This is a genomic window from Pseudomonas asgharzadehiana, from assembly GCF_019139815.1.
Classification (GTDB): domain Bacteria; phylum Pseudomonadota; class Gammaproteobacteria; order Pseudomonadales; family Pseudomonadaceae; genus Aquipseudomonas; species Aquipseudomonas asgharzadehiana.
The window spans coordinates 5,739,458-5,760,095 of sequence record NZ_CP077079.1; the positions used below are offsets into that span (position 1 = coordinate 5,739,458).

The following is a 20,638-nucleotide window of genomic DNA, read 5'->3' on the forward strand; positions in this document are numbered from 1 at the left end:
CGCCTTGTAGAGGCTAAATTCGAAGGCGCGCATAATAGTCGCCACTCCCCCTCCCGACTAGCGGTTTTCGATCAGAGGCTTTGCATTCCTGCCAATGAGGGGTTAACATCCGCAACCCTTAAAAACCGACGACCTCAGCCGCGAATTTTTTGCGACGAGAACGTTGATCCCGGTAATGAAAGAAGGTAGCTCTGGATGCCAGCCGTCAAAGTAAAAGAGAACGAACCCTTCGACGTAGCTCTGCGTCGTTTCAAGCGCTCCTGCGAAAAAGCCGGTGTTCTGGCTGAAGTTCGTAGCCGCGAATTTTATGAGAAGCCAACTTCTGAGCGTAAGCGTAAAGCAGCAGCCGCTGTTAAGCGTCACGCTAAGAAAGTTCAGCGCGAACAGCGCCGCGCCGTTCGTCTGTACTAATACACAGACGCTCGTAGCAAGCTTCTGCCAAGCCCGGCCCTCAGCCGGGCTGTTGGCATTTGCGGATATCGCTTGATGCTTCATCGTCGACGCCGCACACGCGACCGAGACAACTGCTTCACACGTCAGGACTGGCTTTCTGCCAGCGGTGCACGTCTCTTCTGACGAGCCTAACAAGGCTACTGACGAGCACACCTATTCTTCAAGCAGACGATCAACTGTGTCGGCTGTGCCCATTGATGAGCTTCCGAGGCCGCCCATAGGCCGAGACCGGACTCCAGGGCAACTTTTCTTCGCCGGACACTGATAGAAACTAACGTCAGCAAATGTTCGGCAGATACACTTCCAGACAGCCCAAGCAGATGATTGATGGTCGAGCCATTCGATAGGTGCGCTTGAGCTTTTTACGGGCCCTCATTTACACGCAGTGATGACGAGAACGCCATGGCCGGGCTAATTCCCCAGAGCTTTATTGACGACCTTCTGAACCGCACCGACATCGTCGATGTTGTCAGCTCGCGCCTGCAAATGAAAAAAGCCGGCAAGAACTACACCGCCTGCTGCCCGTTTCATAAAGAAAAAACCCCGTCATTCAGCGTAAGCCCCGACAAGCAGTTCTATTACTGCTTCGGCTGCGGAGCGGGCGGCAATGCCCTCGGCTTCATCATGGACCACGACAACCTGGACTTCCCCCAGGCCGTCGAGGAACTGGCAAAAGCCGCAGGCATGGAAATCCCCCGCGAAGAAAGTGGACGCCCGCACAAACCCCGGCAACCCACAGACTCGCCGTTGTACCCGCTGCTGACCGCCGCGGCTGATTTTTATCGCCAGGCACTCAAAAGCCATCCGCAGCGCAAGGCGGCCGTCGACTACCTCAAGGGCCGCGGCCTTACCGGTGAAATCGCCCGCGACTTCGGCCTCGGTTTCGCCCCGCCCGGCTGGGACAACCTGTACAAACACCTGAGCAGCGACACGCTTCAGCAAAAAGCCATGATCGACGCCGGCCTCCTGGTGGAGAACGCCGAGACCGGCAAGCGCTACGACCGCTTCCGCGACCGTGTGATGTTCCCGATCCGCGACAGCCGCGGCCGCATCATCGCGTTCGGTGGCCGAGTGCTGGGTGACGACAAGCCCAAGTACCTCAACTCTCCGGAAACCCCAGTGTTCCACAAGGGCCAGGAACTCTACGGCCTGTTCGAAGCGCGCAAGAACAACCGCAACCTCGATGAAATCATTGTGGTTGAGGGCTATATGGATGTGATCGCCCTCGCCCAACAGGGCTTGCGCAACGCGGTAGCCACCCTCGGCACCGCCACCAGCGAAGAACACATGAAGCGCCTGTTCCGCGTGGTGCCGAGCGTTTTGTTCTGTTTCGACGGCGACCAGGCCGGCCGCAACGCTGCCTGGCGCGCCCTCGAAGCTACGCTGACGAGCCTGCAGGATGGGCGCCGCGCACGCTTTCTGTTCCTGCCCGAAGGCGAAGACCCGGACACCCTGGTGCGCTCCGAAGGCACCGATGCATTCCGCGCGCGCATCAATCAACATGCACAGCCGCTGGCGGATTACTTCTTCCAGCAACTAACCGAAGAAGCCGACCCGCGCTCCCTCGAGGGCAAGGCACACATGGCCACCCTCGCCGCGCCGCTGATCGACAAGGTGCCCGGCGCGAACCTGCGCACCCTGATGCGCCAGCGCTTGCTGGAAATCACTGGCCTGAGTGGCGAAGCCGTCAGCCAGCTGGTGCACAGCGCGCCGCAGGATGCTCCACCGGCCTACGATCCAGGCATGGATTACGACGCCATGCCGGACTATTCCGATTTCCAGCCGCAGGATGCCTACGCACCCCAGCAGGAATGGACGCCAAAAAAGCCAGGTGCCGGCGGCAAGAAATGGGACAAGAAACCCTGGAGCAAGAACGGCAAGCGCGGTGATCGCGACGAGGCCTACGCCCCGCGCACGCCGGTTGCCGTAGAGGCCCCCACGCTGATCGCCCTGCGCACACTCATTCACCACCCGCAATTGGCGGAAAAGGTCGAAAGTGCCGAGCATTTTGCCAACGAGAGCAATACCTACGCGCAGGTGCTGATCGCACTGATCGAAGCCGTGCAGAAAAATCCTAAGCTAAACTCTATTCAGCTGATGGCTCGCTGGCACGGCACGGAGCAAGGCCGCTTGTTGAAAGCGCTCGCGGAAAAGGAGTGGCTAATTGACGGCGACAACCTTGAACAACAGTTTTTAGACACCATTACTAGGTTATCCGCGGGTCAGCACACGCAGACCCTCGACGACCTCATCAAGAGAGCAAGGCAGCCGGGATTATCGGCTGAAGAGCAAATTCAGATAGCAAAACAGATGCGCGACCTCTTAAAACAGAATGTTTCCGCATCAAACCCGACCTCAGCTGGCGTGTGAGGTCATAGCTCGGGTATAATCCTCGGCTTGTTTTTTGCCCGCCAAGACCTTCAGTGGATAGGGTGTTATGTCCGGAAAAGCGCAACAGCAGTCTCGTATCAAAGAGTTGATCACCCTTGGTCGTGAGCAGAAGTATCTGACTTACGCAGAGGTCAACGATCACCTGCCTGAGGATATTTCAGATCCTGAGCAGGTGGAAGACATCATCCGCATGATTAATGACATGGGGATCCCCGTACACGAGAGTGCTCCGGATGCGGACGCCCTTATGTTGGCCGACGCCGATACCGACGAGGCAGCCGCTGAAGAAGCCGCTGCCGCGTTGGCCGCGGTGGAGACCGACATCGGTCGCACGACTGACCCTGTGCGCATGTATATGCGTGAAATGGGTACCGTCGAGTTGCTGACACGCGAAGGCGAGATCGAAATCGCCAAGCGTATCGAAGAGGGCATCCGTGAAGTGATGGGCGCAATCGCGCACTTCCCTGGCACGGTTGACCACATTCTCTCCGAGTACACTCGCGTCACCACCGAAGGTGGCCGCCTGTCCGACGTCCTGAGCGGTTATATCGACCCGGACGACGGCATTGCGCCACCGGCTGCCGAAGTGCCGCCGCCTGTCGATGCGAAAGCCGTGAAAGCCGACGACGATTCCGATGACGACGATGCTGAAGCCAGCAGCGACGACGAAGAAGAAGTCGAAAGCGGTCCAGACCCGATCGTCGCTGCCCAGCGTTTCGGTGCGGTTTCCGACCAAATGGAAATCACCCGCAAGGCGCTGAAAAAGCACGGCCGCTCCAACAAGCAGGCAATCGCCGAACTGTTGGCCCTGGCTGAGCTGTTCATGCCGATCAAGCTGGTACCGAAGCAATTCGAAGGCCTGGTTGAACGTGTTCGTAGCGCCCTTGAGCGTCTGCGTGCACAAGAGCGCGCGATCATGCAGCTCTGTGTTCGTGATGCGCGCATGCCGCGTACCGACTTCCTGCGCCAGTTCCCGGGCAACGAAGTTGACGAAAGCTGGAGCGACGCGCTGGCCAAAGGCAAGGCGAAGTACGCCGAAGCCATTGGTCGCCTGCAGCCGGACATCATCCGTTGCCAGCAGAAGCTGACTGCACTTGAGACCGAGACCGGTCTGACGATTGCCGAGATCAAGGACATCAACCGTCGCATGTCGATCGGTGAGGCCAAGGCCCGCCGCGCGAAGAAAGAGATGGTTGAAGCGAACTTGCGTCTGGTGATCTCCATTGCCAAGAAGTACACCAACCGTGGCCTGCAATTCCTCGATCTGATCCAGGAAGGCAATATCGGCTTGATGAAGGCTGTGGATAAATTCGAATACCGTCGCGGCTACAAGTTCTCGACTTATGCCACCTGGTGGATCCGTCAGGCGATCACTCGCTCGATCGCCGACCAGGCCCGCACCATCCGTATTCCGGTGCACATGATCGAGACCATCAACAAGCTCAACCGTATTTCCCGGCAGATGTTGCAGGAAATGGGTCGCGAACCGACCCCGGAAGAGTTGGGCGAACGCATGGAAATGCCTGAGGATAAAATCCGCAAGGTATTGAAGATCGCTAAAGAGCCGATCTCCATGGAAACCCCGATCGGTGATGACGAAGACTCCCATCTGGGTGACTTCATCGAAGACTCGACGATGCAGTCGCCAATCGATGTCGCCACTGTTGAGAGCCTTAAGGAAGCGACTCGCGACGTACTGTCCGGCCTCACTGCCCGTGAAGCCAAGGTACTGCGCATGCGTTTCGGCATCGACATGAATACCGACCACACCCTTGAGGAAGTCGGTAAGCAGTTTGACGTGACCCGTGAGCGGATCCGTCAGATCGAAGCCAAGGCGTTGCGCAAGTTGCGCCACCCGACGCGAAGCGAGCATCTGCGCTCCTTCCTCGACGAGTGACCCCAGACCCCCGGCCCAGGCCGGGGGTTTTGCTATGTATAAATTGCTTTCTATAGATTAACCGCCCTCGCAACACCCCTCCCCTGAAATGCCCGTCTACACTCGTGACATTCCCCCGTGCCATAACGAGACCGTTATGCCCAGATTGCCGACCGTGATACTGCTGTCGCTGCTGACCTGGACCGCAACGGCTGGCGCGTTGACGCTTACCGATGATGAGCGTAGCTGGCTGGCGGACCATCAGGAGTTGAGCCTTGGGGTAGATGCCTCATGGCCACCGTTCGAATACCGCGATGAAGATGGCCGCTACCACGGCTTATCGGCGGACTATGTACGCCTGATCCAGGACCGCCTGGGCGTGCGCATCAAGCTGGTCGAGCCGCCAAATTGGGGGGCGGTCCTGGAAATGGCTCGAAGCAATCGTCTCGACCTTATCCCCAGCATCATGTCGACGCCGGAACGCCAGAACTACCTGGCCTTCACTCGCCCTTATATCGACTTCCCGATGGTGATTCTTGCCCATGAAGGCGGCGCACGGCCGCGCAATCTCAAGGACCTGTATGGGCTGAAAATTGCCGTGGTGGAAAACTACGCCCCCCACGAGTTGCTGCGCACCCATCACCCCGACCTCAACTTGGTGGCGCTGCCGAATGTCAGCTCCACACTGCAGGCCCTGGCGACCGGCGAAGTGGACGCGGTGGTCAGCGACCTGGCGTCCAGTGTCTGGAGCCTGCGAGAACTCAAGCTTGACGGCTTGTACGTCAGTGGCGAAACGCCCTACCGCTACCAATTGGCGATGGGCGTGCCAAGGGACGACAAAATGCTGGTGGGCATTCTGGACAAAGTCCTGGCCGACCTCAGCCCGACCGAAACCGACGCTATCCAGCAACACTGGGTAGGCAGCGTCACCGATAACCGCACCTTCTGGAACGACTTGCTCATGTACGGCTTGCCCGCCGTGCTGCTGTTGAGCACCGTATTGGCCATCGTGATTCGGATCAATCGCCGGCTCAGCTCGGAAATTTCCCGGCGCGTCGCCCTCGAGCAGGAATTGCGCAGCAGCGAGTACCACTATCGCGGCCTGGTAGAGAGCTTGTCGGCCATTGCCTGGGAAGCCAGCATCACCGATTTCACCTACAGCTATGTGTCGCCCCATGCCGAGGACCTGCTCGGCTACCCACGCGCCCATTGGCTGATTCCAGGCTTCTGGCGCAACATCATTCACCCCGCCGACCTGACCCGCGCCGAAGCCTATTGCTACCGTGAAACCCGCGCCAACCGTGACCACAGCATCGATTACCGGGTAATCACCGCCGATGGCCGCTGCTTGTGGGTGCGCGACATCGTCAGCCTGATCGAACACGGCCATGAACCTGTACTGCGCGGTCTGATGATCGATATCAGCGAGGCCAAGCGCACCGAGGAAGCGCTGCGGCTTTCTGAACAGAAGTTCGCCTCAGTATTCCAGCAATGCCCGGATATCCTGGTCATTGCCCGGCTGTCCGATGGCTGCTTGCTGGAGGTCAATAAAGCCTTCGAAGACCAAATTGGCCTCAGCGCAGCGCAGGTAATCGGTCGCAACGGCACGGAACTGGAAATATGGGGCATTCCGGGCATCGGCCCTGAATTGCTGAAGCGGGTCCAGACCGCCAGTATTCGCAACCTGGAAATGCCTTTCCTGCGCAGCAACGGTCAGGCCTTTACCGGGCTGATCTCCGCAGAGCCGTTCCAACTCGATACGGTCGAAGCCATCGTGGTAGTGGTTCGCGATATCACCCAACTCAAGGAAACCCAGCAACAGTTGCAAACCTCCGAAGAGAAGTTTGCCAAAGCCTTCCACGCCTCGCCCGATGGCCTGCTGCTGAGCCGCCAGCACGACGGGCTGCTGATCGAGGTCAACGAGGGCTTCAGCCGCATTACCGGCTTCACCGCAGCCAACTCTCTGGACCAGTCCACTTTGGAACTGGGTATCTGGGTCGATCTCAACGAGCGCAAACACATGCTGGAGCTGATGCATCGCGACGGTTTTGTGCGCGACTTCATCTGTCATATCCGTCGCGCCGATGGACAGATCCGCCTGTGTGAAGTGTCCAGCCGGCCGCTGCCCATCGGCGATGACGACTGCATGCTGACCATTGCCCGCGACATCACCGAACGCCAACTGATGCAGGAGAAACTGCAGCAGGCCGCCACCGTTTTCGAAAGCACCGCCGAGGGCGTGTTGATCACCGACACCGAGCAGAACATCAGCGCCGTCAACCGCGCCTTCAGCGAGATCACCGGTTACAGCGAAGCCGAAGCCCTCGGCCAAACGCCGCGGCTGCTTGCCTCGGGCCTGCATGACAGCGCGTTCTACGCGGCGATGTGGCACCAATTGACGGCCCAGGGCCATTGGCAGGGGGAAATTTCCAACCGTCGCAAGAACGGCGAGCTATACCCCAGTTGGCTGACCATCAGCGCCGTGCGCAACCACGATCAATCGACCACCCACTTCGTTGCGGTGTTTGCCGATATCTCCAGCCTCAAGCTGGCTCAGGCGCGCCTGGACTACCAGGCACATCACGATCCGCTGACCGGCCTGCCGAACCGCACACTGTTTGAAAGCCGCTTGCAGGCCGCCCTCAACGGCCATCAAGAAACCGGCAAACAGGGCGCGGTGCTGTTTCTCGACCTGGATCGCTTCAAACACATCAACGACAGCCTCGGCCATCCGATCGGCGACCTGCTGCTCAAAGACATCGCGGTACGCCTCAAGGAGCAACTGCGCGACATCGACACCGTCGCTCGCCTGGGCGGCGATGAATTCATCATTCTGCTGCCCGGCCTGCAACACCCCAGCGATGCCGAGCAATTGGCGAATAAACTGCTGGCCTGTTTTATCCCACCGTTCCAGGCCGGCGAGCACGAGTTCTTCATCAGTGCCAGCATCGGCACCAGCCTGTATCCACAGGACGGCACCGACGTCGCCACCCTGGTCAAAAACGCCGACGCCGCCATGTATCGCTCCAAGGCCAAGGGCCGTAACCGCGTTGAATGCTATACCCGCGACCTCACGGCCCAGGCAAAAGAGCGCGTGGCACTCGAGCACGAACTGCGTCGAGCCATAGAGCGCGAGGAACTGAGCCTCTACTACCAACCAAAACTGAGCCTGAAAACCCACGAACTGATCGGCGCCGAAGCCTTGATCCGCTGGCATCACCCGACCTTTGGCGAGGTTCCTCCCGAACACTTCATCGCCCTGGCCGAAGAGAACGGCATGATCCTGCAAATTGGCGATTGGGTACTCGAACATGCCTGCCGACAACTGCACGCCTGGCAGGGCCGCTTCGATGATTTCGGCCCGCTGTCGGTCAACCTCGCCGGCGCGCAACTGCGCCACCCCGGCCTGCTGGGCCGCATCGAACAGCTACTGCGCGACTACCACCTGGAACCCGGCTGCCTGCAACTGGAAATCACCGAAAACTTCATCATGAGCCAGGCCGAGGAGGCGCTGGAGGTCCTGCATCAACTCAAACACCTGGGCGTGCAACTGGCGATCGATGACTTCGGCACCGGCTACTCGTCCCTCAGCTACCTCAAGCGCCTGCCTCTGGACTTCCTGAAAATCGACCAGTCCTTCGTCCGCGGCCTGCCCGACGACCCCCACGACGCCGCCATCGTGCGCGCCATCATCGCCCTGGGCCACAGCATGCAATTCACCATCATCGCCGAAGGTGTGGAGAACTGCGCGCAACAAGCCTTCCTGGCCGCCGAAGGCTGTGAGCAGATGCAAGGCTACATCGTCAGCCTGCCCCTGCCACCGGAGCTTTTCGCCGCTTCCTTCCTTCGTATAAGCCTTGAGGATTTTTCGGATAGCACACTGGAGAAACCATCGTTATAATCCGCGACCTGTTAAGGGCCTATAGCTCAGTTGGTCAGAGCAGAGGACTCATAATCCTTTGGTCCACGGTTCAAGTCCGTGTGGGCCCACCAACTCCAAAGCCGCGCATTGCGCGGCTTTTGTGTGTCTGGGTGGCTGGCAACGACCTGGCGCTACTGGAGCGCCCTTGCACCACGCAATGCCGAAGACATCAGCGTAAAAGTGGCGCAATGGCCAGGTGCAAAGGTGCGAGGTCCATCAGGTCAAACCTCCATGCGCGTAGCTTTGCGGCGGGAACGCCCGCCTCAAGTCCGATGCAAGCCTGTAACATGCATGCCCATTGCCCCCCGTTACGGAGCCTCCCTTGCCTGTCTTGGATGAAATCGATCGCCAGTTGATCGCCGCCTTGCAGATCAACGCCCGCGAAAGCGTGGCCATGCTTGCCCGGCAGTTAGGCATCGCGCGCACTACGGTGACGTCGCGCTTGGCGCGGCTGGAGAAAACCCAGGTGATCACCGGTTACGGCGTCCGTCTTGGCCAACGTGTGGTGGACGGCGGTTTGCAGGCCTATGTGGGTATCACCGTGCAGCCGCGTTCGGGCAAGGAAGTGCTGCGCAGGCTGAGCGCCATGGCTCAGGTGCAGCAGTTATGCGCGGTGAGCGGCGAGTTTGATTACGTGGCCTGGCTGCGCACCGACTCGCCGGGCCAGCTGGACCAACTGCTCGACCAGATCGGCGGCGTCGATGGCGTGGAGAAAACCACTACCTCGATCATCCTCAGTAACAAATTGGATCGCGGCCAACCACTCTGACCAACTCATTCGTCACTACGACTGAAAACAATCCATTCCGACGACACTTTGCGTCTTATTAACGAGCGCTATGCTCCCTAAACTGGCTGCCATCTTTTCCTATACTCAACGGGCCAAATCCCGCCGAGTCGTCAGTAAGGTCAGCCATGAGCATTCCGTCCAGTACCCTCAGCAAGACCAATCGTCACCCAGCAGACGGTAAAAAACCCATCACCATCTTCGGCCCGGACTTCCCGTTTGCGTTCGATGACTGGATCGAGCACCCCGCCGGCCTGGGCAGCATTCCCACCGAACACCATGGTGCCGAGGTGGCGATTGTCGGCGCCGGTATTGCCGGGCTGGTGGCGGCCTATGAGCTGATGAAGCTGGGGCTCAAGCCCGTGGTATACGAAGCCTCGAAAATGGGCGGCCGCCTGCGCTCCCAGGCCTTCGAAGGCGCCGAAGGCATCATCGCAGAGCTCGGCGGCATGCGGTTCCCGGTGTCGTCCACAGCGTTTTATCACTATGTCGACAAGCTCGGCCTTCACACCAAACCGTTTCCCAACCCGTTGACCCCGGCCTCCGGCAGCACGGTGATCGACCTCGAAGGCCAGACCCACTACGCACAAAAACTGGCCGACTTGCCTACCTTATTCCAGGAAGTAGCCGACGCCTGGGCCGATGCCCTGGAAGCCGGCTCGCAGTTCGGCGATATCCAGCAAGCCATCCGCGACCGTGACGTACCGCGTCTCAAAGCACTGTGGAATAAACTGGTGCCGCTGTGGGACGACCGCACTTTCTATGATTTCGTCGCCACCTCCAAGGCCTTCGCCAAGCTGTCGTTCCATCACCGTGAAGTGTTCGGCCAGGTGGGTTTCGGCACCGGCGGCTGGGACTCGGACTTCCCCAACTCAATGCTGGAAATCTTTCGCGTAGTGATGACCAACTGCGACGACCACCAGCACCTGGTGGTCGGCGGCGTGGCGCAAGTGCCCATGGGCATCTGGCGTCATGTGCCGGAGCGCTGCGCCCACTGGCCGGCCGGCACCAGCCTCAGTTCGCTGCACAGCGGCGCGCCTCGCGCGGGGGTCAAGCGGATTGCCCACGCTGAGGGTGGCCGCTTCGCGGTGACCGATAACTATGGCGACACCCGCGAATACGCCGCCGTGCTCACCACCTGCCAGAGCTGGCTGCTGACCACCCAGATCGAGTGCGACGAAACCCTGTTTTCGCAAAAGATGTGGATGGCCCTGGACCGCACGCGCTACATGCAATCGTCGAAAACCTTCGTGATGGTCGATCGCCCGTTCTGGAAAGACAAAGACCCGCAAACCGGCCGCGACCTGATGAGCATGACCCTCACCGACCGCCTGACCCGCGGCACGTATTTGTTCGACAACGGGGACGACAAGCCGGGCGTGATCTGCCTGTCGTACTCGTGGATGAGCGACGCGCTGAAAATGCTGCCGCAACCTATCGATAAACGGGTGAAGCTGGCCCTCGATGCATTGAAGAAGATCTACCCGAAAGTCGATATCAAGGCGCGCATCATCGGCGACCCGATCACCGTATCCTGGGAGGCCGACCCCCATTTCCTCGGGGCCTTCAAGGGCGCGTTGCCCGGCCACTATCGCTACAACCAGCGGATGTACGCGCACTTTATGCAAAAAGACATGCCCGCCGAACAACGTGGGATTTTTATCGCCGGTGACGACGTCTCATGGACACCCGCCTGGGTCGAGGGCGCCGTACAAACCTCACTGAACGCCGTGTGGGGCATCATGACTCACTTCGGCGGCAGCACCCACGCCGAGAACCCAGGGCCTGGCGACGTGTTTGATGAGATCGGGCCGATCGCCCTGGCCGATTAAGGAGTTACGCCATGCGTGTCGCCCTGTACCAATGCCCGCCGCTACCGCTGGACGTGGCCGCTAACCTCGAGCGCCTGCACAAGGTGGCGCATGAGGCCACCGGCGCCGATGTGCTGGTGCTGCCGGAGATGTTTCTAACCGGTTACAACATCGGCGCTGAAGCAGTCGGCGCCTTGGCCGAGGCGCAGGATGGGAACGCTGCGCAAACCATTGCCGAGATCGCGCAAAGCGCCGGGCTGGCCATTCTGTACGGCTACCCGGAGCGGGCTGAGGATGGGCAGATCTACAACGCCGCGCAGTTGATCGACACCCACGGGCAGCGCCTGTGTAACTACCGCAAGACCCACCTGTTTGGCGACCTGGATCACTCGATGTTCAGCGCCGGCGACGGTGACTTCCCACTGGTTAACCTCAACGGATGGACCCTGGGATTGCTGATCTGCTATGACCTGGAGTTCCCGGAAAACACCCGGCGCCTGGCACTGGCCGGAGCCGAGCTGATCCTGGTGCCTACCGCCAACATGGTGCCGTTCGACTTTGTCGCTGACGTCACCGTGAGGGCGCGGGCCTTTGAAAACCAATGCTACGTGGCCTACGCCAATTATTGCGGGCACGAAGATGAGATTCACTACTGCGGGCAAAGCAGCATTGCCGCGCCGAATGGCCAGCAAATCGCCCTGGCCAGCCTGGATGAAGCCTTGATTGTCGGCACGCTGGAGCACCAAGCGATCCTCGACGCCCGCGCCGCCAACGACTACCTGCAAGACCGTCGCCCCGACCTGTACGGCGCGCTGACCAAGCCCTGAGCCTGCGGGTTTGCCGACGGTTTGTTAGCATAGCCACCTCCTACGTTTCGGAAGTGCCCATGTCTGCGCCGGCCCACCCTCACCCCCAGCACCTGACCCTGGCCAATGGCCTGCGGGTTTCCCTGCGACATGCGCCGCGCTTGAAGCGTTGCGCCGCAGCGTTAAAGGTCGCTGCCGGCAGCCATGACGTGCCGTTAGCCTGGCCGGGCCTGGCGCATTTTCTTGAGCACTTGTTGTTTCTCGGTACTCAGCGCTTTCCCACGGGCGAAGGGTTGATGGCCTTCGTGCAACGTCACGGTGGGCAAGTGAACGCCAGCACCCGCGAACGCACCACGGACTTTTTCTTCGAACTGCCTGTGCCGACCTTCGCCGATGGGCTGGATCGGTTGGCAGACATGCTGACTCATCCGCGCCTGGCGTTGGACGATCAACTGCGCGAGCGCGAAGTGCTGCACGCGGAATTCGTGGCCTGGTCCCAGGATGCCAAGGCTCAACAGCAGGTGGCGGTGTTTGAAGGCTTGGCGGCGGACCATCCGCTGCGTGGCTTTCACGCGGGCAACCGCGACACGCTACCGGTGGAGCGGGAGACCTTTCAGCAAGCGCTGCGCGAATTCCATGCACATTTCTATCAGAGCGGGCAGATGACCTTGAGCCTTGCCGGCCCGCAGTCACTGGTAGAGCTCGAAGCCCTGGCACAGCGGTTCAGCGAGCAGCTGACGTCAGGGCCTTGGCATCCCCAAGCCGTTCCGCCTGCCTTGATGCAGGGCCAGGCATATAGCTGCCAACCTGGCGCCAGCCCGCATTGGCACCACGTCATCGCCTGCGAGGCATCGCGTGAAGCACTGGATTTTTTGTGTACCTGGCTCAATGCCCCGGCGCCCGGCGGCCTGCTCGCCGAGCTGAAAACACGCGGGCTGGCCACCGCAGTGCAGGCGTCGGCGCCGTACCACTTCGCCGGGCAAGCGCTGCTGGATATCGTTATCACGCGCAGCACTCAAGGCGAACCGGCGACACAGATTCAGGCGCTGCTACATGATTGGCTGAGCTTTTTCGCACACAGCGACTGGACGCCACTGCGCGAAGAGTTCGCCCTGCTGAATGCTCGCCAACCACAGGTCCAGGACGCCCTGGCATTGGCCCGAAACGACAGCGAAGACCTTTCGGAGCAGGGCGCCACAGCGCTCAAGGCCATGCTCGATTCGCTGCACCTGCCGCCCTCCAGGCACCCTTGGCAACTCCCCCCGAACAACCCGTTCCTACGGCCGCCGATCAAGGAAGAACGCGCGGGCCTGATTCGCGGCCAAACCAGCGCGCATCGAGGCTTACGTACTTTTGCCCAGGATCGTTCCCGAGGGCGTCGAGAGGTAGCGGCGCCGACGTTCAGCCAGGCGCTGGCGGATAGCAGCGGTGAAGGTGCGCTGTACCTGCGCTGGCAGTTCGAATGCGCGGCGCCCGCACTAGAAAGCACTATGCAAGCCGTGCGGGAGAGCGCTCACCAAGCAGGCGTCGAGCTGTCTTTCGAAACCGCCGGCAATGAATGGCTGCTGAAAATAATCGGGCTGCACGAGCCGATGCCGGCCATCCTCGAAGCCTTGGCCCAGCGCCTGAATCAGCCCCAGGAGGCGCCTCTCGTTCCGACGCCCATGATGGCCATTCGCGAACTGCTCAAGGCGTTACCGGCGTGCTGCGCCGCAAGCCATTTCGCCCCCGGCGAACAGCCCGCCGCATGGAGCACCGCCCGCTGGCATGGCCTCGGTCTGGGTTTTCCCGCCGCGTGCGAAGCGGCGCTCAAGTCCGCCGCCGCTCGCCTGCCGGGCCAACCCACCAGCCTGGAGCACACACACCAAGACCTCAGCGGCCAACGCGTGTGGCATGAGGTAAAAACCGACTCCACCGAAGCCGCCTTACTGCTGTTTTGCCCAACACCCAGCCAAGCCCTGGCGGACGAAGCCGCGTGGCGCCTGCTCGGTCATATTCTCCAGGGGCCGTTCTACCAACGCCTGCGGGTCGAACTGCAAGTGGGCTACGCCGTATTCAGCGGTATCCGACAGATCAACGGGCAAACCGGCCTGCTGTTTGGCGTGCAATCCCCGAGCGTGCCCCTTGAGGGGATCGTTGCGCACCTTCAGACATTTCTGACGCAATTGCCGGCGCTGGTCCGCAGCCGCGCAAACGCGGGCAACCTGGCACTGGCGCAGCAGTTCTCGCCTCAGGTGCTGTCGATGACCCAAGCCGCTGAATGGCTATGGCACGCGCATCTGGCGGGCCACCCGTCGGATTATCTGGCGCGCCTTCAGGCGTTGATCCAAAGCTGCGGCGTTGATGAGCTTTTACTCGCCGCCCAGCAACTGAACGATGCCCAAGGCGGCTGGCGCTGTGTGGCCAACGGTTCGCACACCGGTGACGGGTGGAAACCAGCGGGCTGATCATTGCCTACGCTGCAATAGGCTTTTTCCACCAAGACAGCGCTAACTTGATTAGAATTGCGTAACATTCCCGGGCGAACATCTGAACATCTCCAGCTGGAGGTGGACTATATGTATTACTTGGTAGTAAACGTCCCATCCCTTCGTAGGAGTAAGAATATGACTTGGTCCAAACCTGCTTACACTGATCTGCGCATCGGCTTCGAAGTCACCATGTACTTCGCCAGCCGTTAATCCGCTGGGTAATACAACGCCTCGGTTCGCCCGGGGCGTTTTTGTTTTGAGCTTTGCGTGATGGAGCAATCATGTTTGTCCAGATTCTAGGTTCTGCCGCCGGCGGTGGTTTCCCACAGTGGAATTGCAACTGCGTGAACTGCGCAGGTTTTCGTGACGGCAGCCTGCGGGCGCAGGCGCGTACCCAGTCGTCCATCGCGATCTCCGACGACGGCGTGAATTGGGTGCTGTGCAACGCCTCCCCGGATATTCGCGCGCAACTGCAAGCGTTTGCGCCGATGCAACCCGGCCGTGCGCTGCGCGATACCGGCATCGGCGCGATCATCCTGATGGACAGCCAGATCGACCACACCACCGGCCTGTTGAGCCTGCGCGAAGGCTGCCCGCACCAGGTGTGGTGCACCGACATGGTCCATGAAGACCTGAGCACCGGTTTCCCGCTGTTCACCATGCTCACTCACTGGAACGGCGGCCTGGCCTGGAACCGCATCGAGCTGGACGCCAGCTTCAGCATCCCCGCCTGCCCGAACCTGCGTTTCACCCCGCTACCGCTGCGCAGCGCCGCACCGCCCTACTCGCCGCACCGCTTCGACCCGCACCCGGGCGACAATATCGGCCTGATCGTCGAAGACCTGCGCACCGGCGGCAAACTGTTCTATGCCCCGGGGCTGGGCAAGGTCGACGCGCCATTGCTGGAGATCATGGCCGGCAGCGACTGCCTGCTGGTGGACGGCACGATGTGGGACGACGATGAAATGCAGCGCCGGGGCGTCGGCACCCGCACCGGGCGCGAGATGGGCCACCTGGCGCAGAACGGCCCCGGCGGCATGCTCGAAGTGCTTGAGCAGCTACCGGCGCAACGCAAGGTGCTTATCCACATCAACAACACCAACCCGATCCTCGATGAAGACTCCCCCGAGCGGGCAGAGCTGGCGCGGCGCAATGTCGAAGTGGCTTACGACGGCATGAGCATTGAACTGTAGGAGCAACGCAAATGACTGACACACCGCTGACGCCCGCCGAGTTCGAAGCGGCCTTGCGGGCCAAGGGCGCCTTCTACCATATTCACCACCCGTACCACGTGGCGATGTATGAAGGCCGCGCCAGCCGCGAACAGATCCAGGGCTGGGTCGCCAACCGCTTCTACTATCAGGTAAACATTCCCCTGAAAGACGCCGCGATCCTGGCCAACTGCCCGGACCGCGAGATCCGTCGCGAATGGATCCAGCGCCTGCTCGACCATGACGGCGCGCCCGGAGAAGACGGCGGCATCGAAGCCTGGTTGCGCCTGGGCCAGGCCGTCGGTCTCGACCCGGACCAACTGCGCTCCCAGGAACTGGTGCTGCCCGGCGTGCGTTTTGCGGTGGATGCCTACGTCAACTTTGCCCGTCGCGCCAGTTGGCAGGAAGCTGCCAGCAGTTCGCTGACCGAGCTGTTCGCGCCGCAGATCCACCAATCGCGCCTCGACAGCTGGCCACAGCATTACCCGTGGATCGACCCGACCGGCTACGAGTACTTTCGCACCCGCCTGGGCCAGGCCCGTCGCGATGTTGAACACGGCTTGGCGATCACCCTGCAGCACTACACCACCCGTGAAGGCCAGGACCGCATGCTGGAAATTCTCCAGTTCAAACTGGACATCCTGTGGAGCATGCTCGACGCCATGAGCATGGCCTATGAACTCAAACGCCCGCCCTATCACAGCGTGACCGAGCAGCGGGTCTGGCATAAAGGGATCGCCCTATGAGCTTTGATCGCAGCAAAATACCGACCTGGCGCCAGGGCTATCGTTACCAGTACGAGCCGGCGCAAAAAGGCCATGTATTGCTCTACCCCGAAGGCATGATCAAGCTCAACGACAGTGCCGCGTTGATCGGCGGCTTGATCGATGGCGAGCGCGACGTAGCGGCGATCATCGCCAAACTGGACCAACAATTTCCTGGTGTGTCTGAGCTCGGTGACGACATCGAGCAATTCATGGAGGTCGCCCGTGCTGAGCACTGGATTACCCTTGCCTGAAAAGCCAGCCATCGGCCTGCCCTTGTGGCTGTTGGCCGAGCTGACCTACCGCTGCCCGTTGCAGTGCCCTTACTGCTCCAACCCGCTGGATTTCGCCGAGCAGGGCAAAGAGCTGAGCACCGAGCAGTGGATCAAGGTGTTTCGTGAAGCCCGCGAAATGGGCGCCGCGCAGTTGGGTTTTTCCGGCGGTGAACCGCTGGTGCGCCAGGACCTCGCGGAGTTGATCGCCGAGGCGCGCAAGCTGGGCTTCTACACCAACCTGATCACCTCCGGCATCGGCCTGACCGAGCAGAAAATCAGCGACTTCAAGAAGGCCGGCCTGGACCATATCCAGATCAGCTTCCAGGCCAGCGACGAGCAGGTGAACAACCTGCTGGCCGGCTCGAAAAAAGCCTTCGCGCAAAAGCTGGAAATGGCCCGGGCGGTGAAAGCCCACGGCTACCCGATGGTGCTGAACTTCGTCACCCATCGGCACAATATCGACAAGATCGACCGCATCATCGAGCTGTGCATCGCGCTGGAAGCGGACTTCGTCGAGCTTGCCACCTGCCAGTTCTACGGCTGGGCGCAGCTCAATCGCGTGGGTTTATTGCCCACCAAAGAACAGTTGGTGCGTGCCGAACGCATCACCAACGAATACCGCGCAAAGCTCGAAGCGCAAGGCCACCCGTGCAAACTGATCTTTGTGACCCCGGATTACTACGAGGAGCGCCCCAAAGCCTGCATGAACGGCTGGGGCAGTATTTTTCTGACGGTCACACCGGACGGCACCGCCCTGCCCTGCCACGGAGCCCGACAAATGCCGGTGCAGTTTCCCAATGTGCGCGACCACAGCATGCAGCACATCTGGTACGACTCCTTTGGCTTCAATCGCTTTCGCGGCTACGACTGGATGCCCGAGCCATGCCGTTCATGCGACGAAAAGGAAAAGGACTTCGGCGGCTGCCGTTGCCAGGCCTTCATGCTCACGGGCGACGCCAGCAATGCCGACCCCGTGTGCAGCAAGTCCGAACACCACGGCATCATCCTGCAAGCGCGGGAAGACGCCGAGCACGCCAGCCTGAGCATCGAGCAACTGGCCTTTCGCAATGAGCGCAACTCACGGCTCATCGCAAAAGGCTAAGGGCCTCAGCGCTTGGCGATGATGTACACCGCATGGATGATGCCAGGGAAGTAACCGCACAAGGTCAGCAGAATATTCAGCCAGAACGCGCCGCCGAAGCCTACTTGCAGGAACACACCCAGTGGCGGCAGCAGAATAGCGATGATGATACGAATGAAATCCATGGGTCAGCTCCATAAAATCGGCTCGTGTGAGCCGTGTAGCTAATCGACCTTGGGGGCTCGTGAGGGTTCAGTGAGTTCTGGCATTGCGCCATCCCGCAATAAGCATAAAAAAACGCCCCCAGCCAAAAGAGTCAGGCTGGAGGCGCCGCGTATACCGCGAGACGGTTCAGGAATAACAGGTTAAACGGCGATGCCCTTGCGGCATTGCAGCTGCGCGGTGCGTACGCGGGAGAAGGCGCGGGCCAGGCGCAGGAGCATTTCGTCGATGTTGCTTTTGCTCACCGTCAGCGCGGGGGTCAAGCGCAGGCAGTCGGGTTGCGGCGCGGTGAGGATCAGGCCTTCGTGCAGCGCGGCTTTTACCACGGCATGTGCTGAATCCTCCGACAACGTCAAGCCCCATATCAGGCCTTGGCCGCGCAGTTGGCCGTGATCGTAGCGGTAAGCCAGGCGCGCCAGCCCTTCGCCCAGATAAACGCCGGACTCGCGCACATGCTCGAGAAAGCCGTGCTCCAGCACCGTGTCGAGCACCGCCGCGCCGGCCGATGCCATCAGCGCGTTGCCATGATGGGTGCCGTCCAACTCACCCACTTCAAAGCAGCACGCCTTGCCGCGTGCCAACAGTGCCGCCAAGGGCACGCCGCCGCCCAGGCCTTTACCGAGGGTGATGATGTCGGCGCGCACGCCGTACTGCTGCTCGGCAAGTAACGTCCCGCAACGGCCAAGGCCGGTTTGCACTTCGTCAAGAATCAGCAGGATCCCCAGTTCACGGCACAGCCGCTCGACGCCCTTCAAGTAATGCTCGGTGGCGGGAATGACGCCGACGCCCTGGAGCGGCTCAAGCATGATCGCCACGGTTTGCGCATCGACGGCGGCATGCAGCGCCGGCAGATCGTTGAATGGCACGTGGGTAAAGCCGGGTAATTGGGGTTCGAAGCGGTTTTCCAAGGCGCCCGCCGAGGCCGCCAGCGTCGCGAAGCTGCGGCCATGGCAACCGTTGCTGGCGCTGATAATGCGGTATGCGCCGCCGCGATGCAGTTGGCCCCATTTGCGCGCCAACTTGATCGCCGCTTCACAGGCTTCGGCGCCGCTGTTGAGCAGGTAGGCCTGGTCGCTGCCGGTGCGGTGGCACAAACGCTCGACGAGATTGAGCTGGGTGCGGTTATGCAGGCCCATGCCGGGGTTGATCAGTGCTTGGGTCTGTTCACCGAGGGCGCGGATCAATACCTGCGGGCTATGGCCGAGGCTGTTCGCGCCATTGCCCTGGCTGAAGTCCAGGTAAGCGCGGTCGTCGCTGTCCCACAACCAGGAACCCTGGCCACGCAAAAACACGTGTGGCGGCCGTGCCACGGTAGGCATCAAGGATTCACTGGTCACGTCACCCGCTGCGTCCATAACCAAGTCATCCAGGCTGGGCGTGGGGCGACGCCTAGTGAACAGATTCACAGATCCACCCCGATAGCAATCGAGCCTGGTACGAACACCCGCTGTGGGTTTTCTGTCTTGCCTATGTAAACGCTATCAACACAAACACTGTTCATTGCCCGATCCGGCCCTGTAAGCCCTGCGAATAGGCGCTAGACTAGCCATCTCGGGGGCCATCGGCCATTTCGATTTTCCTGCTTTTTCGATAAGAAAGACTTATGGATTTCAAGCAACTGCGTTATTTCGTCGCGGTGTACGAAGAAGGCCATGTGGGCCGTGCCGCGGAACGTCTGTCGATCTCCCAACCGGCCTTGTCGCAACAGATCCGCCAGTTGGAGCAGAACCTGGATGTGAGCCTGTTCGAACGCAGCAGCAAGCGGCTATTGCCGACACTTGCGGCCCACACCTTGTACAACCACGCGTTGCCGTTGATTGACGGCATGCAGCAGGCCGTCGAGGCGTTGCGCAACTTCAAGGGCCAGGCGTTGAGCACCTTGGCCATCGGCGTGCTGCAAACCGTGCACACCAGCCTGGTGCCGCAAATGCTTGAGCGTGTGCGCAAGGCCCAGCCGCACCTGGTGGTGCAGATCTACGAATTGACCGGTATTGAGATTGAGCGGCGGTTGCTCAACGGTTCACTGGACATCGGCATCAGCTATCTGCCGCCACGTCAACCGGGGTTACACGGCGTGCTGCTGTACGAAGACGAGCTGAAGGTGGTCATCCCCGACGACCATCCCCTGCGCGAATTCAAGAAAGTCTCGCTGAAACAAGCCGCCGAGTTGCCGATGTTGCTGCTGGGGGAAGAGTTTCAGATCAGGCAGATCTGGCAGGGGCAACTCGCCAACCTGGGGCGGCGGCCGCAGGTGCAGGCAGAACTCAATACCATGGTGGGTATTCTCGACAGCCTGCCCAACACCCGATTGGCCACGGTGCTGCCGGGGCGCTCACAGGATGAACACAACAGCCAGTCGCTGCTGTGGAAACCGTTGAGTGAGCCGAGGGTGCCGTTGAAAGTCGGCCTGGTATGCCGCGATGTGCAGCGTCAACAGGCGACGCTGGCATTGCTGCGCACCTTGCTGGAAGACGTGATGAACGCGCCGCAGGCACCCGCCTGACTTTTTCGCGGGCAAAAGAAAACCCCGCCGAAGCGGGGCTTTGCAGACTGTTTCCCTGACATCCA

16 protein-coding genes and 1 tRNA gene are annotated in these 20,638 nt (G+C 60.7%); 15 read left to right on the top strand and 2 right to left on the bottom strand.

The genetic code is table 11. The features are described from left to right. The first annotated feature begins 195 nt into the window (after positions 1 to 195). The 14 genes from rpsU (at position 196) to pqqE (ending at position 17,869) form a co-directional block, all read left to right on the top strand. Entirely contained in the window at positions 196 to 411 is a 216-nt protein-coding gene (gene rpsU / locus KSS96_RS26145; protein WP_002551877.1) for a 30S ribosomal protein S21, read from the top strand. Positions 412 to 855: 444 nt separating this feature from the next. After that, positions 856 to 2,823 carry a DNA primase gene (gene dnaG, locus KSS96_RS26150; protein WP_135196589.1) on the top strand — a complete coding sequence of 656 codons (1,968 nt, stop codon included), beginning with the start codon at positions 856 to 858 and terminating at the stop codon, positions 2,821 to 2,823. Between the two features lie 67 nt (positions 2,824 to 2,890). After that, on the top strand, positions 2,891 to 4,741 hold the full coding sequence (gene rpoD / locus KSS96_RS26155; protein ID WP_135196588.1) for an RNA polymerase sigma factor RpoD: 1,851 nt from the start codon (positions 2,891 to 2,893) through the stop codon (positions 4,739 to 4,741). A gap of 136 nt (positions 4,742 to 4,877) precedes the next feature. Beyond that, a complete protein-coding gene (locus KSS96_RS26160) occupies positions 4,878 to 8,621 on the top strand; it encodes an EAL domain-containing protein (RefSeq protein ID WP_065879379.1) in 3,744 nt (1,247 codons plus the stop codon). Between the two features lie 15 nt (positions 8,622 to 8,636). Then, positions 8,637 to 8,713 (top strand) — tRNA-Ile (locus KSS96_RS26165). 251 nt (positions 8,714 to 8,964) lie between these two features. Continuing rightward, a complete protein-coding gene (locus KSS96_RS26170; protein ID WP_017530794.1) occupies positions 8,965 to 9,411 on the top strand; it encodes an Lrp/AsnC family transcriptional regulator in 447 nt (148 codons plus the stop codon). Between the two features lie 146 nt (positions 9,412 to 9,557). Beyond that, complete coding sequence (locus KSS96_RS26175) at positions 9,558 to 11,261, top strand: flavin monoamine oxidase family protein (protein WP_017530793.1); 1,704 nt, start codon at positions 9,558 to 9,560, stop codon at positions 11,259 to 11,261. Positions 11,262 to 11,272: 11 nt separating this feature from the next. Further along, positions 11,273 to 12,067 carry a carbon-nitrogen hydrolase family protein gene (locus KSS96_RS26180; RefSeq protein WP_217855479.1) on the top strand — a complete coding sequence of 265 codons (795 nt, stop codon included), beginning with the start codon at positions 11,273 to 11,275 and terminating at the stop codon, positions 12,065 to 12,067. A gap of 59 nt (positions 12,068 to 12,126) precedes the next feature. Beyond that, positions 12,127 to 14,493 carry a pyrroloquinoline quinone biosynthesis protein PqqF gene (gene pqqF, locus KSS96_RS26185; RefSeq protein WP_217855481.1) on the top strand — a complete coding sequence of 789 codons (2,367 nt, stop codon included), beginning with the start codon at positions 12,127 to 12,129 and terminating at the stop codon, positions 14,491 to 14,493. Between the two features lie 159 nt (positions 14,494 to 14,652). After that, entirely contained in the window at positions 14,653 to 14,727 is a 75-nt protein-coding gene (gene pqqA, locus KSS96_RS26190; RefSeq protein ID WP_003194766.1) for a pyrroloquinoline quinone precursor peptide PqqA, read from the top strand. 71 nt (positions 14,728 to 14,798) lie between these two features. Then, the gene (gene pqqB, locus KSS96_RS26195) at positions 14,799 to 15,710 is read left to right on the top strand and encodes a pyrroloquinoline quinone biosynthesis protein PqqB (protein WP_135196585.1); all 912 of its coding nucleotides are present in this window, start codon (positions 14,799 to 14,801) and stop codon (positions 15,708 to 15,710) included. 11 nt (positions 15,711 to 15,721) lie between these two features. Beyond that, complete coding sequence (pqqC, locus tag KSS96_RS26200) at positions 15,722 to 16,474, top strand: pyrroloquinoline-quinone synthase PqqC (protein WP_017530789.1); 753 nt, start codon at positions 15,722 to 15,724, stop codon at positions 16,472 to 16,474. Beyond that, on the top strand, positions 16,471 to 16,746 hold the full coding sequence (pqqD, locus tag KSS96_RS26205; protein WP_068935647.1) for a pyrroloquinoline quinone biosynthesis peptide chaperone PqqD: 276 nt from the start codon (positions 16,471 to 16,473) through the stop codon (positions 16,744 to 16,746). Before pqqC ends, pqqD begins: the two co-directional genes overlap by 4 nt. Further along, a complete protein-coding gene (gene pqqE, locus KSS96_RS26210) occupies positions 16,739 to 17,869 on the top strand; it encodes a pyrroloquinoline quinone biosynthesis protein PqqE (RefSeq protein WP_065879375.1) in 1,131 nt (376 codons plus the stop codon). Before pqqD ends, pqqE begins: the two co-directional genes overlap by 8 nt. 5 nt (positions 17,870 to 17,874) lie before the next feature. Here the strand turns inward: pqqE and KSS96_RS26215 are convergent, their stop codons facing one another. Together KSS96_RS26215 and KSS96_RS26220 are read right to left on the bottom strand one after the other, a co-directional pair. Beyond that, a complete protein-coding gene (locus tag KSS96_RS26215) occupies positions 17,875 to 18,033 on the bottom strand; it encodes a YqaE/Pmp3 family membrane protein (RefSeq protein ID WP_003176503.1) in 159 nt (52 codons plus the stop codon). A gap of 180 nt (positions 18,034 to 18,213) precedes the next feature. Next, positions 18,214 to 19,476, bottom strand: coding sequence for an aspartate aminotransferase family protein (locus KSS96_RS26220; RefSeq protein ID WP_065879374.1), 1,263 nt, complete (start codon positions 19,474 to 19,476; stop codon positions 18,214 to 18,216). A 197-nt stretch (positions 19,477 to 19,673) separates the two neighbouring features. Here KSS96_RS26220 and KSS96_RS26225 point away from each other — a divergent pair, with 197 nt between their 5' ends. After that, a complete protein-coding gene (locus KSS96_RS26225; RefSeq protein ID WP_217855484.1) occupies positions 19,674 to 20,573 on the top strand; it encodes a LysR family transcriptional regulator in 900 nt (299 codons plus the stop codon). The last annotated feature ends 65 nt before the right edge of the window (positions 20,574 to 20,638 follow it).

What these genes read in the sequence shown, in the direction of transcription:
- rpsU (WP_002551877.1), top strand. Translation starts at nt 196, where the DNA reads ATGCCAGCCGTCAAAGTAAAAGAGAACGAACCCTTCGACGTAGCTCTG.
- dnaG (WP_135196589.1), top strand. Translation starts at nt 856, where the DNA reads ATGGCCGGGCTAATTCCCCAGAGCTTTATTGACGACCTTCTGAACCGC.
- rpoD (WP_135196588.1), top strand. Translation starts at nt 2,891, where the DNA reads ATGTCCGGAAAAGCGCAACAGCAGTCTCGTATCAAAGAGTTGATCACC.
- KSS96_RS26160 (WP_065879379.1), top strand. Translation starts at nt 4,878, where the DNA reads ATGCCCAGATTGCCGACCGTGATACTGCTGTCGCTGCTGACCTGGACC.
- KSS96_RS26175 (WP_017530793.1), top strand. Translation starts at nt 9,558, where the DNA reads ATGAGCATTCCGTCCAGTACCCTCAGCAAGACCAATCGTCACCCAGCA.
- KSS96_RS26180 (WP_217855479.1), top strand. Translation starts at nt 11,273, where the DNA reads ATGCGTGTCGCCCTGTACCAATGCCCGCCGCTACCGCTGGACGTGGCC.
- pqqF (WP_217855481.1), top strand. Translation starts at nt 12,127, where the DNA reads ATGTCTGCGCCGGCCCACCCTCACCCCCAGCACCTGACCCTGGCCAAT.
- pqqB (WP_135196585.1), top strand. Translation starts at nt 14,799, where the DNA reads ATGTTTGTCCAGATTCTAGGTTCTGCCGCCGGCGGTGGTTTCCCACAG.
- pqqC (WP_017530789.1), top strand. Translation starts at nt 15,722, where the DNA reads ATGACTGACACACCGCTGACGCCCGCCGAGTTCGAAGCGGCCTTGCGG.
- pqqD (WP_068935647.1), top strand. Translation starts at nt 16,471, where the DNA reads ATGAGCTTTGATCGCAGCAAAATACCGACCTGGCGCCAGGGCTATCGT.
- KSS96_RS26215 (WP_003176503.1), bottom strand. Translation starts at nt 18,033, where the DNA reads ATGGATTTCATTCGTATCATCATCGCTATTCTGCTGCCGCCACTGGGT.
- KSS96_RS26225 (WP_217855484.1), top strand. Translation starts at nt 19,674, where the DNA reads ATGGATTTCAAGCAACTGCGTTATTTCGTCGCGGTGTACGAAGAAGGC.